10 protein-coding genes are annotated in these 13,453 nt (G+C 38.3%); 8 read left to right on the top strand and 2 right to left on the bottom strand.

The window, feature by feature from the left end; all coding sequences use genetic code 11:
* Positions 1-9: 9 nt before the first annotated feature.
* From RM549_RS07290 to RM549_RS07255, 8 genes are all read left to right on the top strand, one after another.
* Positions 10-1,143, top strand: a complete 1,134-nt coding sequence (locus tag RM549_RS07290) for a 3-dehydroquinate synthase (RefSeq protein ID WP_311683262.1) — start codon at positions 10-12, stop codon at positions 1,141-1,143.
* A 77-nt stretch (positions 1,144-1,220) separates the two neighbouring features.
* Positions 1,221-2,429: a metabolite traffic protein EboE gene (gene eboE / locus RM549_RS07285; RefSeq protein WP_311683260.1), complete on the top strand. Its 1,209-nt coding sequence runs from the start codon at positions 1,221-1,223 to the stop codon at positions 2,427-2,429.
* Positions 2,426-3,796 carry an alkaline phosphatase family protein gene (locus RM549_RS07280; protein WP_311683259.1) on the top strand — a complete coding sequence of 457 codons (1,371 nt, stop codon included), beginning with the start codon at positions 2,426-2,428 and terminating at the stop codon, positions 3,794-3,796. Before eboE ends, RM549_RS07280 begins: the two co-directional genes overlap by 4 nt.
* 134 nt (positions 3,797-3,930) lie before the next feature.
* Complete coding sequence (locus tag RM549_RS07275) at positions 3,931-5,160, top strand: MFS transporter (protein ID WP_311683257.1); 1,230 nt, start codon at positions 3,931-3,933, stop codon at positions 5,158-5,160.
* 84 nt (positions 5,161-5,244) lie between these two features.
* On the top strand, positions 5,245-6,384 hold the full coding sequence (locus RM549_RS07270; protein ID WP_311683255.1) for a Gfo/Idh/MocA family protein: 1,140 nt from the start codon (positions 5,245-5,247) through the stop codon (positions 6,382-6,384).
* Between the two features lie 19 nt (positions 6,385-6,403).
* Positions 6,404-7,462, top strand: a complete 1,059-nt coding sequence (locus RM549_RS07265) for a sugar phosphate isomerase/epimerase family protein (protein ID WP_311683253.1) — start codon at positions 6,404-6,406, stop codon at positions 7,460-7,462.
* Positions 7,463-7,788: 326 nt separating this feature from the next.
* Positions 7,789-9,633 carry a PLP-dependent aminotransferase family protein gene (locus RM549_RS07260; protein ID WP_311683251.1) on the top strand — a complete coding sequence of 615 codons (1,845 nt, stop codon included), beginning with the start codon at positions 7,789-7,791 and terminating at the stop codon, positions 9,631-9,633.
* 156 nt (positions 9,634-9,789) lie between these two features.
* On the top strand, positions 9,790-10,890 hold the full coding sequence (locus RM549_RS07255) for an ion channel (RefSeq protein WP_311683249.1): 1,101 nt from the start codon (positions 9,790-9,792) through the stop codon (positions 10,888-10,890).
* A 78-nt stretch (positions 10,891-10,968) separates the two neighbouring features.
* Here RM549_RS07255 and RM549_RS07250 read toward each other — a convergent pair whose 3' ends face one another.
* Positions 10,969-11,562 (bottom strand): HPP family protein, encoded by a 594-nt coding sequence (locus tag RM549_RS07250; RefSeq protein ID WP_311683248.1) that lies wholly within the window; start codon positions 11,560-11,562, stop codon positions 10,969-10,971.
* A gap of 253 nt (positions 11,563-11,815) precedes the next feature.
* The gene (locus tag RM549_RS07245) at positions 11,816-13,159 is read right to left on the bottom strand and encodes a serine hydrolase domain-containing protein (protein WP_311683246.1); all 1,344 of its coding nucleotides are present in this window, start codon (positions 13,157-13,159) and stop codon (positions 11,816-11,818) included.
* Positions 13,160-13,453 lie beyond the last annotated feature (294 nt).

Raw genomic sequence — 13,453 nt, 5'->3', positions numbered from 1 at the left:
AATGATTAGATGAAATCTATAAAACAGAAGTTTTCTGTTCCATTTAAATATACTGTTCATTTCACAGAAGAAATTTTCAGTTTAAATAATGCGCTTTTTGCACATACTGTAAAGGATTCACGTGTAGCAAAGGTGTTTTTTGTTATAGATGAGGGAGTAGCAACAGTACATCCTTCTCTATGTGGTGATATTAAAAAATATGCTGAAGCTCACTCACAGCATTTTATTCTTTGTGCAGATCCTATGATAGTTCCGGGAGGGGAAGGCGTGAAAAATAACAAGCGTTACGTAGAGCAAATCCTGGATGCTAGTAATACGTATGGAATAGACCGGCATTCTTTTATTGTAGCTATTGGTGGAGGTGCGATCCTTGATATGGCGGGTTTTGCTACGGCTATTGCTCATAGAGGTATTCGGCATATTCGTATACCAACCACTGTTCTTGCTCAAAATGATTCAGGCATAGGAGTGAAAAACAGTGTGAATGCTTATAAAAAGAAGAATTTCCTGGGAACATTTGCTCCTCCTTTTGCAGTCATTAATGATAGTACCTTTCTGAATACGCTGGACGACAGAGACTGGCGTTCGGGTATATCTGAAGCTGTTAAAGTTGCCCTTATAAAGGATGCTTCTTTTTTTGAGTGGCTGGAAGCAAATGCCGTAGATCTCACAGCAAGGAAAATGCCTCCTATGGAAGAATTAATTTACCGATGTGCCAAAATGCATCTGGATCATATTGCAGGGGGCGATCCTTTTGAAATGGGTTCATCACGTCCTTTGGATTTTGGTCACTGGGCGGCACATAAACTTGAGCAGCTTACAAATTATGAGTTAAGACATGGAGAAGCTGTAGGCATTGGTATTTGTCTGGATGCTACCTATTCTTATCTGAAAGGTTTAATTTCTGTTGAAGATCTAAATCGTATCATTTCTCTGTTTAAAAAATTAAAATTTCCGATACATATTCCGGAGCTTTCAGGAGACAATCTTGTAAACGGACTGGAAGAGTTTCGGGAACATTTAGGAGGGGAATTAACCATAATGCTGTTAAGCGATATTGGTCAGGGAGTTGAAGTTCATGAAATGGACACCCAATTAATATTTAAGGCAGCAGAGAAGCTTGAAGAGTTTCAGAAAGAGTAATTACAACGAAGTGGAATTTTCATCATCTTTAAAAACATGGTGCTCCAACAGAAATTATACTGAATAAATATAATTCAATGCATACAAACGGATATCATCTTACCTATTGTACCAACATTCATCCTGGGGAAAGCTGGGACGAAACTTTTAGTAATTTAAAGAAATATATCCCGCAAATTAAAGCTGAAGTTTCTCCTGATACTGCTTTCGGAATCGGACTTCGGTTATCTGATGAAGCCAGTAAATCAATTTTGGAAGGTGATAATCTTTCGGATTTTAAAAGCTGGTTAGCTGATAATGATTGTTATATCTTTACTTTTAACGGATTTCCTTTTGGAGGATTCCATCATCAGTCAGTAAAAGATCAGGTACATCATCCTGATTGGACTACCAATGCACGGGTTGATTATACCCTTCGGCTTTTCGATATATTGTCCGGACTTCTTCCGGAAGGAATGGACGGAGGTATTTCAACCTCTCCTCTTTCTTACAAGTATTGGGAACCTGTACAAACAAATAAAAATGAAGTGCTGCAAAAGGCGACACTTCATATAGCTAAAATTGCAGAAAAACTCTATAAGATTCAGCAGGATAAAGGTCAGGTCCTGCACCTGGATATCGAACCGGAGCCAGATGGGCTGCTCGAGAATACGCGTGAAGTAATTGATTGGTATAATAAATGGCTAATTCCACAGGGAACGGTATACCTGAAGGAACAGTTACATATTTCTGATACAGAGGCAGAGACCTGCCTGAAAAACCATATTCGCCTTTGTTATGATGTATGTCACTTTGCTATTGTTTATGAAAAACCGGAAAAGGTTTTTTCACTGCTGGAGGCGGAAGGAATCAGGATTGGAAAGATCCAGATAAGTGCCGCTCTTAAGGCTAACCTGCCGGAAAGCATGGAACAAAGGAAATGGGTTAAGAATGCGCTGACTCCATTTGTAGAATCTACTTATCTCCACCAGGTAGTGGAAAAAAGTTCCGAAGGAAAATTTACTCATTATCCCGATTTACCAAAAGCCTTGGATAATTTAAATAGTCCTGGTGCAGGTGAATGGCGTACCCATTTTCATGTACCTGTCTTCCTCTCTAATTACGGTCAGCTTGAATCTACTCAGGAGGATATTCTTGAAGTTTTTGAATATATAAAGAAGAAAAAAATCACTCATCACCTGGAAGTCGAAACGTATACCTGGGAAGTACTTCCGGATGATATCCAGTTGGAAATAGTAGATTCTATTGTGCGGGAATTGCAATGGGTACAGAAAAACTTAAAATGAAGAAAACGGTAGTCCTAAATGTAGTAGCTCTATCTTCCCGTCTTATTGGGGAACATACTCCTTTCCTGAAGAAATGGTCTGAAGGAGGAAAAAAAGTAAATATTAGACCTCTGCTTCCTGCTGTAACCTGTTCTTCTCAGGCAACTTATTTTACGGGTAAATGGCCGGCCGAGCACGGAGTTGTTGGTAATGGCTGGTGCTTTCGTGATGAATATGAAATTAAGTTCTGGCGACAGTCCAATAAATTAGTACAGGCTCCCAAAATATGGGAGGAGTTAAAAAAAGAGGATTCCAGTTTCACCTGTGCGAATATGTTCTGGTGGTTTAATATGAACTCTACAGTAGATTTTGCCGTCACTCCGCGTCCATTGTATCCTGCCACGGGCCTTAAACTTCCGGATATCCACAGCCAACCTATGGATCTCCGCCAGAAGTTGCAGAATGAGTTGGGACAATTTCCGTTATTTTCTTTTTGGGGACCAAACGCAAATATAGAATCTACCCGGTGGATAGCTGATGCTTCTATGCTTGTGGATAAATGGCACGATCCTACACTCACCCTTGTCTACCTGCCACACCTGGATTACAACCTGCAAAGGGTAGGAATAGATTTTTCTAAAATGGGGAAGGATTTGCAGGAGATAGACAAGATTTGCGAAGATCTTATCACATATTACGAAAGTAAGGGAGCAGAAGTAATGATCGTTTCGGAATACGGAATTACAGATGTTAATAATCCGGTTCATATAAACAGGGTATTACGGAAGAATGGATATGTCTCAGTAAAAGATGAATTAGGACTTGAAACCCTTGATACCTGGGCCAGTAGAGCTTTTGCGGTCGCAGACCATCAGCTAGCACATATATATATTAATGATCCTCAGGAGATTCCTGCGGTAAAGCAGCTTCTCGAAGGGATTCCGGGTATTGAACTAGTGCTGGATGAGGAGGGGAAAAAAGATCATCACCTCAACCATGAAAGGGCAGGGGATTTAGTGGTTATGGCGGACAAGAAATCCTGGTTTACTTATTACTTCTGGCTGGACGATAAAAAAGCTCCCGATTATGCACGGACAGTGGATATTCACCGAAAACCGGGTTACGATCCCGTTGAAACCTTTGCTGATCCAAAAATTAAGTTTCTGAAGGGAAAAATTGGATTGACCCTCCTGAAGAAAAAACTGGGGTTCAGATATCTTATGGATGTGATCCCACTGGATGCAACCTTAGTTAAAGGTTCTCATGGTAGAATTAGTAAAGAGAAGGAGGACTGGCCGGTTTTTATTACTCAACAGCCGAAACTTTTAGAAAAAACAGCTATTGATTCCGTAGATGTGTACGATTTAATCATTAAACATCTTAAATAATGATTATCATTTTAATATTGATATCGTAATGTATGTTCCTGATTAATTATTTATTTATATTGCTGTAGCTATTTTAATATTTTTTTCACATTAATCTGTAATTATTAATAATCTAACTAATAAAATTAAAACCCATGACTGCATCCCTTAATAAAAATGCCTTATTTTATGGAAGTTGTTTTGCTCTTATAACCACCGCCTTTTCCTTCTCTATTAGAGCGGGAATCCTTCCACAATTGGGAGAAGAATTCGGCCTTTCTGCAGAACAACTTGGATTCATTAATTCTATGTGGTTCCTGGGAATGCCTATTTCAATGATTATAGGCGGGTTGGTCTATCATACTTTTGGTCCAAGAAATATAATGACAGTAGCTTTTGTAGCTCATACTTTAGGAATAATTCTAACAATTTACGCGGGGGGATATACCGGCCTGCTTATCTCTACGCTCTTCATAGGTTTTGGTAATGGATGTACAGAAGCGGCTTGTAACCCTATGATTGCCGATATGTATTCTGGTGTTAGAATGAATAAAATGCTCAACAGGTTTCATATGTGGTTTCCTGGAGGGATTTTTCTTGGATCCCTTATATCCAAATTCATGACAGATCTCGATTTTTCATGGGAAACTCAAATGTGGCTTATTATGGCTCCAACTGTTATTTATGCCTTCCTGTTCTTTGGGAAAACTTTTCCGGAGCCCCAGGTGGAAGGAGCTTCATCTCTTAAGGAGAACTTTAAAGCAATGCTAAGCCCGCTTTACATATTCCTGTTTGTATGTATGGCACTTACAGCGATTACAGAATTCGGCCCCAATCAGTGGGTTACAATTATTTTGAATAGCAGCGGAGCAGAGCCTATGATAATCCTGGCGCTTACCACCGGTCTTATGGCTGTGGGAAGATATTTTGCAGGCCCCGTTGTGGGAAAATTAGGGCAAACAGGGGTGCTCCTGATTTCTGCAGTTCTGGCAACCATTGGGATTTATATGTTTAGTACTGTTACCGGTCCAATGGCCTATATTGCAGCGGTAATATTTGCAATAGGTATATGCTATTTCTGGCCGGTTATGGTAGGTGCTGTAGCGCAAAGGGTTCCTCTGAGTAGTGCCTTGGGAATGTCTGTTATTGGAGGAGTAGGAATGTTCTCTACTGCTATTTTTCAGCCAATTATTGGAAGTTGGATTGATAATTCAATGGAAGAGAATGCAGCTGAGGGGCTTTCTGGAACTGCATTAGAGCTGGCTGCGGGACAGGATACATTAGAAAAAATGGTAATGTTTCCTGTCATATTAATTGTCTTATTTACCATTCTTTATTTTTGGCAAAGGGACCCCAAAAAAGGCAAAGGAATAAGCGAGGATTAGGTTCTGGTAATGAACTAAAATTTTTAAGAACTTTAATGTTTTTAGTAGTGAATTTTAATTGTAACCAATAAATTATTTATTAGAATGAATTCAAAAATTAAATTAGGCATCCTTGGAGGAGGAGGAGACTCACTCATTGGTGTTCTTCACCGGATAGCTTCTTCAATGTTTGACCAGTTTGAACTTGTGGGGGGAGTTTTTAATCCTGAATTAAAAGAAAGTATTGCCTTTGCTGAAGGAATAGGATTATCAACCAACAGGATTTATGAAGATCTGGATTCACTCATAGAGAAGGAAAAATCTCTTCCGGAAAATGAAAGAATGCAGGTGATTTCTGTACTAACACCTAACTTTCTGCACTTTCCTATGGCCAAGCAGTTGCTGGAAAATGATTTCCATGTAATTTGTGAAAAACCGCTAACAACCACTTATGAGGAAGCTAAAACTCTTGAGAATTTAAGGAAGAAATCGCAAAAAGTTTTTGCGGTAACTTATACTTATACTGGCTACCCTATGGTGCGGCAAATGAAGGAAATGATTGCTGCGGGTGAGATTGGTGAAATTCATAAAGTTGATGTTCAATATTACCAGGGTTGGATAAATGAAATTATTCATGACAAGGAAAAACGTTCATCTGTGTGGAGACTGGATCCGGAAAAAGCTGGAATAAGCAGCTGCATAGGAGATATAGGGACTCACGCATTTAACATGATCGAATACCTTACAGATATGAGGGTAAGTGAGATTCTTTCTGATCTTAATTATCTCTATGAAGATAATAAAATGGATATAGACGGCACCGTACTGGTGAGATTTTCTGATTATGCTAAAGGCATTATCCGGTCCAGCCAGGTTGCCACAGGAGAAGAAAATAACCTCACCGTTAAGATATACGGTGAAAAAGGAGGATTTAAATGGGAGCAGGAAAATCCAAACTATTTATATTTTATGAAAGAAGGTCAGCCGGTGGAGCTTTTAAAGCCCGGACATCCCTATAACAGTAAAATTTCCCTGGATGGCACTAAACTTCCTCCAGGACATCCAGAGGGAATATTTGATTCTATGGGAAATATTTATAAAGGTGTAGCCAGAGCCGTAAGAAATGAAAACTTCCATACGGGAGAATATCCAGATTTGAGAGAAGGTGTAAGAGGAGTGAATTTTATTGAGAAAACTATAGAATCACATAAGAATGGCAACGTTTGGGTAAAACTCGATAATTAAGAATTAAAAATATATCAGAATGAAAACTATAAAAGGACCAGCAGTTTTTCTAGCTCAATTTATGGATAGTAAACCTCCTTTTAATTCCCTGGATGGTCTCTGTGAATGGGCTGCAGATTTAGGATATAAGGGTATACAAATTCCTACATGGGAAACTGCACTAATAGATGTCAAAAAAGCTGGTGAAAGTAAAACATACTGTGATGAATTAAAAGGAAAGGTTGAGTCATATGGGCTGGAGATTACAGAACTTGCTTCTCATCTTCAGGGGCAGTTGGTAGCTGTACATCCGGCTTATGATAGTATGTTCGATAGTTTTGCTCCGGAAGAATATAGAAATAATCCAAAGAAAAGAACAAAATGGGCAGTAGAGCAGCTAAAAAGTGCAGCAAAAGCCAGTAGAAATTTAGGACTGGATGTTCATGGTACCTTCAGCGGTTCACTTCTATGGCATACCTCGCATCCATGGCCACAACGTCCCGCAGGTCTGGTGGAAATGGGTTTTAAAGAACTTGCAAAACAATGGATGCCTATCTTAAACACTTTTGATGAGCAGGGGGTAGATGTTTGTTACGAAGTACATCCTGGAGAGGATCTGCACGATGGTGTTACTTTTGAACGTTTTCTGGAAGCAACCGGGAATCACAAGCGGGTGAACCTGCTATATGATCCCAGCCATTTTGTTTTACAACAGCTTGATTATATTGAATATATTGATCATTACCATGACTATATAAAAATGTTCCACGTTAAGGATGCTGAATTTAATCCTACTGGCAAAAAAGGAACCTTTGGAGGTTACGAAGACTGGATAAACCGGGCAGGCAGATATCGTCACCCGGGAGATGGTCAGGTGGATTTTAAAACCATATTTTCGAAACTTACCCAGTATGGTTGTGATGTATGGGCTGTTATGGAATGGGAATGTTGTATAAAATCCCCAGAGCAGGGAGCAAAAGAGGGAGCTCCTTTTATACAAGATCTCATCATTCAGGCAACAGAAAAGAAATTTGATGACTTTGCCGGTGCTCAAACTGATGATGAAGAGCTAAGGAAAATTTTGGGTCTTCACGATTAAAGTTAAAATATACGCTAAAAACTTTTTTTATTTTTTCTCATTAGTGGTGGTTTAGTTTTCTGAAATAGATAGAGAATTATTTAGCTGTTTAATTGTTATTTCGAGAGGAAGAGTTTAAAAATTCTTCCTCTCGTAAATTATTGGTAAAAATTAATCCGCAACACTAAAAAAGTGTATGCGGATTTTTTATGGTTTTTTACTTCCCATAGTGCGCGTCCTGTTATTAGATATCAACTCCATTTCCTAAAATTAAGACAAATGTCTTACAACATTTTTAAAATAGCTATCTGCAACCTATATTCACAATCTATCGAAAGATGAAAATTATGAAAGAGGATAAAGTGCTAAATTTTATTAAAAATGTCTTAGAAAATATGCCGATTGATTGGTTGAAACTAACCACACATCGGCTGGATATTTATAATGAAAAACTGGCTAAGACACAATTTTTAGAGCAGTTTGAAATTTTATTTAAAGAGAATAATTCTAAAACGGCAGCGCTAGGTGCATTATCCACAGCCTTCGATTATATCCGTTTAGGTCATCCGCTCTCTTCAATACTGGAATGGGCAATTGCTAACATAAATAATCTTAAATCGGAAGATGTAATAAGTTTTTCCTCCAGAACGATGCCTGTTTTGGCCGTTCTGAGAAAAAATTTATTTGATAATAAGAAAACTCGAATTATATACACTAATGATTTACCAGATTTTTTTGATCCTGAAGTACTAAAGCGTGTTTACGGATATAAGCTGGAATTAAAGAAAGTTGAAAGTTTAAAGGAGATTTCAGAGTATAACGGCAGTACCATTTTTTTTTCACAGAAGGATGCAATTGGTAATGCTGATCTTAATTCCAATATTGATTTTTTTATCACTACTCATCCTCGGTTTGGCAGTATATTATTGATTAATGGCGAAAAAAACAGAAATTATATTCCCGAGATACAGCATGTGCGCAGAAGGGAAACTATTGCGATGACGCCGGCCAATTGTTTTTCTGCTTTACAACAGCTAACAGAAACAACTTCTTTTGATCAGAACAAAAGTAATGATGGAACTAACAAGCAAAATGTAGTAAATTCTATTAAAGAAATTACCGGAACAAGTACAGAAGCATTACTTGCTTCTTCGGGACTGTCTATGCAATATGCTATTATCATGGGGTTAATAGACAATGCCCTCCAATATCATAAGGGAAAGGCTATTAAGTTTATCGTTCCTCCAAATTGCTATGGTGGAACAAACGACCAGGCAAGACGTGTAGCTGCCTGCATTGAAAATGTTGAGGTAGTTGATTTACCTGTAGATGGGGATAATGATATGGTGAAAAGCACTCATACAGTGCTGGAGAAAATAGCTTATGAAGATGCTGTTCCATATATTATCGCAGAAATTCCTACAAATCCAAGAGTTGAAGTCCCTGATCTGCAAAAACTACAAAAAGTTTTAAATGCATCCCGTAAAACAGCATCGGGTGAGGTTGCTATCGATCCGGTTTTTATATTAGATCAAACTTTTTGTCCTAATGTTCAATTTTTAGCTAATGATGGGATTCTCTCTTCGGTTAGGACTGTTTCTTACGTTAGTGGATCAAAATTTCCAAGTGGTGGGAAATGTACTGCGGGTTACTGTGTAACCAATGAAAAGGCTGAAGCTTTATTGAGTAAAATTGAAAAGCATCTCGTACTCTGTGATAATGAGGCTACAGATCTTCAGGTTGAAATTTTAGCAGAGCAGTTGCCATCAATGAATCAAAGGATTAAAGATGCATATAAAAATACACGGGAGTTTGTAAACTTTATCCGGAAGACATTACCAGCGGCCAATATAAATTTTGTTTCAGAAGAATTGGCAAAAGAAGGATTTACTCCATCGGTTTTCTCCTTAGATCTACCAACCAAAGGCCATACTAATGAAGAAAGAGAAGCCTATAAACGAGCATTAAATCATAAACTGATTGATATGATGATCAATCAGATCCCTAACGAGAGTAAATATTGTGTAAGCTATGGTCAGTTAAAAGGCTGTTACTGGACCATACCTGCAACATCAACACAGGGAACTACTAAAGAAAGCGACAAAGATTATATTGCCCGGGTTTCAGTGTCTCCTGATCTCGATCTTGAACTGCATAAAAAAGTATTTTCAGATTTTGTTGAAAAGATGTGACTTTGGTAGAAGTGGTGTCACATTATTTATCTTACTATACGCAGTAGAAGATTTTTAATCTTCCATTCTTCCAAACCTTGTACGCAAAGCCAAAACTTTTATTACCTTTAATAGTAATCGGGTTTTTCTGGTAAAGAAAAATCCAAACTTTTTTAAATGTGTAGAAAAAAGCTTTTCAATATTTTTTATATTTTAATACTGCTTAGCTTTCCCTTTGCCGTATGCGCCCAGCAGGACAGTCTGGAGCAAACCCTGGATCGGGAACTGCTGGTAGGCGTATATCCCCAACCACCTTACGTGATTAAGGGACAGGATGGAACCTGGGATGGCATAAGTATAAGATTATGGCGTGGTATAGCCGAGGACATGGAATTAAATTACCGGTTTATTGAAGTTGCTCAAGAATCTCCTGTTGCCGAACTGCAGGCAGGAATAAATATTTTTCTTACAGGAGAATTAACTGCAGAAGCTGAAGCCCAATTGGATTTTAGTCACATTTATCACACCGCAGATCTGGGGCTGGCTTCGCCACAAAGGACCAATCTGTCTGATATTGGTAAAGCTTTCTTTAGTGAACGATTTTGGTATATTACAGGATCACTATCTATCCTGTTGCTGATTGTAGGAGCCATTATTTATTTTGTAGAGCGAAATACAAACGAAGAGCAATTTGGAGGAGAGCGGTCCATAGCTAAAGGAATCGGTTCCGGATTTTGGTGGGCAGGGGTAACCATGACGACCATTGGATATGGGGATAAAGCGCCAAGAACTTTTCTTGGTCGTGCTATTGCCTTAGTGTGGATGCTGGTGGCTATGGGCGTGACGGCAGTACTTACTGCATCAATAGTTTCCACTGTCATGGGAGGTGCGGGTAAAGATAAAGTGACAGTGCCCAATGATCTTCGGGATATGAAAATTGCCGCTGTGGAAAATTCTTCAGGTGCGGAATATCTCTCAACAGAAAGAGTTTCTTTTCAGGCTTTTTCAGACTTGAATAAAGCTTTGGAAGCTGCAAATTCGAATGAAATTGAAGCTGTGTTGCATAATGTACCGGCAATGAGGTATGAAATAAATAATGATTCAGATATTTCGTTACAGGTTCAGCCGGTAAAGATCGATCCCAAATATTATGCTTTTGCTTTTCCTGCAGGTAGCGAATTGCGGGAGCCGGTGAACCAGGCGTTGCTTCGCATTATTCAAACTCCGCTTTGGCAACAGGAACTTGATAGGTTTATTCCGGACCAGACAGGGTATTAAGCCTTTATTTTCAAAAGTCATTTGACCTTCAGATCTTAATCCATAGCCTACCTTAAGTAAGAACTCAATACCACCTAATTAAGAGGATTTTTTATAGGGATAACTTCGGTTTTTGGACAGATTATTAAAAATAAGTGCGGTAACGAGCAAAATAAAAACTCCGCTTAAAACAGGATTTATAACATACATCAGCCCCAGGTTCTGTATTTTTTCCCCTCCAATTACTGCGATTAGAGCCGTGGCTCCGCCCGGCGGATGCATAGTTTTAGTGATTTGCATAACCACGATAGAAAGTGAAACTGCAAGCGCACAGGTTAACCATAATAAATCCGGAAAAGGGATTAGCTTAATTGCTAATATTCCTATTATAGAACTTAGCAGGTGTCCGCCGATTAGGTTTCGAGGTTGCGCTAGTGGGCTGTTTGTGGCGCCATATAACAGTACTGCAGTGGCACCAAAAGAACCTATTAGAAATAAATTATCTGAAGTTGAAAAATTCAGGCTATTTATAAAACCTATTATCCCAATGCCTGTGAAACTACCAACAAAAGACCAGACATGATCTATAGGATCGAAGATCGTCTGTCTGTAAAAAATATATTTTGTTTTTCTGTAAGTCCTGTTATTCTTGATCTTTTTTATAGGAGTTTTTGCGCCCACTCTAAATATCATTTAATGTCTTCCACTTTTCATTATTTCCATTCTTATTAAAAAAGTGTCAAAAATACCACTTTTTAGGTATATGGGGATCAGTTTTTATTTTCTACTTTTCCTACATGTTAGAAGAAGAAGTTTTAGGGGTAAACCTTCTTCTGAAAATAAAAAACAGGATATGTTGGGGGCATATCCTGTTTTTATTTTTATACTATTCCAAATTTTTAATAATTTAAGTTTTTATCGAGTATAAAGCTGAAGTTAACTGTAACTAAAGAGCATCTATAATTCCTTTCAGAAAACTGTTGGCATCAAAATCCGGGGTTTCCGTTAAACCAAACCTTACAACCACAAGGTCTTTGGAAGGTATAATAAAGATATACTGTCCCTGGAAACCATTACAGGAAAACATATCCTTTGGCACATCGGGAAATTTGCTTTCAGCATTTAACCAGAAATGAGCGCCATATTCTCCATTAGATCCGTTTGTTGGTTGTGCAGAATATTTGACCCAGGATTCATTTAAGATTTGTTCACCATTCCATTTTCCATTGTTGAGGTAAAGCAATCCAAATTTTGCCCAATCCCTGGCAGTAGCCCAACCATAGGATGAACCAATGTAATTTCCATCTAAATCTGGCTCTATGATCATAGAATGCATCCCGATTTTATCAATAAGTTCTGTATACCAGAAGTTCATATATTCCTGGTGAGTTTCAAACTGATTACGAATAAACCGGGACAATAAATTTGTTGTTCCCGAGGAATAATTCCAGCTATGGTTGGGTTTACCCTTCAGGGGTTTATCTATTTGTATCCTGGACATATCACCTTCCATAAACAACATTTTGGTGACGTCAGAAATTCTGGTATAATCTTCCTCCCATTCCAATCCGCTGTTCATTTGCAGCAAATTGTTCAGCGTTATTCTGGAACGCTCATCACCTTCCCATTCCTTAAAAAGATGATCCTGGGAAATTGAAATTTCATCTTTTTTTTCCAATATGCCCAAAATTGCACTTGTAATGCTTTTGGTCATGGACCAGCCCAGGAATTTAGTAGTCGAAGAAAATCCCGACGCATATTTTTCTGCAAGGAGTTTATTTTTGTGAAGAACTAATACCGCCCTGGTTTTCTGAAGGTCTTTCTCTTCAGGATCAAAAGCGTTCCCGACAGCACGTTGTAAAGCTTCCTGATTAATTGTACGAAAATTGGCATTTTCGGGTTGTCTTTTTCCGAAAGGATAAGGAACATCTGCCGGTAAAATTTCTCTCGCGGGAACAGGAAGTTCCGGAAGAGTTTCAGTCTCATTTTCTGGTAACAGAACACTGCCAATGCCTTCCCGATACACTGCAGTACGCTTTTTTAAACCGAATATCGTTGAGGAAACAGATTTTGATTCAAAATCAATTTCATTTTTTGCATAAAATACCGGAAGGAAATTATTGTCCCCGGCTTCTATAGATCGCAGGTCCCGTCCAGCTTCAAATGTGCAGGAACAAACATTTTTAGCGGCAAAACCAGTGAGAATATTTAATTTTGGGTAATTCCGGTAGACAAAATATGCTAAGGAAGGGAAACCTAAGAGGAGTCCGTATTTTAATTTACTATTCATGAAAATAAGTAGGCTAGATATTTTGTAAAAATAATCATTATTCAGCCGCAGCAAATTAAATATCTTCTTTAAAATATCCTAAATCGGGAAACATAGACCTTCAGGTAGCGTTTTTTTTATTCCAGGCCAATAATTGCCATTTTTTACTGCCGGCTTCAGAAGATCACTTTTCTTTAAATTTCTTCGGAAGTGAATTTGCTAGAATTCAAAAAATTATACTCGGGACGACTCATTTTGACGCCACTATAATTTTTCTTTGCAGTAGGATGAAAAAAAGTTGAAGTTAAAATGAAT

Origin of the sequence: Autumnicola patrickiae, assembly GCF_031846525.1 — a bacterium.
GTDB lineage: Bacteria > Bacteroidota > Bacteroidia > Flavobacteriales > Flavobacteriaceae > Autumnicola > Autumnicola patrickiae.
This window is presented reverse-complemented; position numbering and strand designations above follow the sequence as displayed.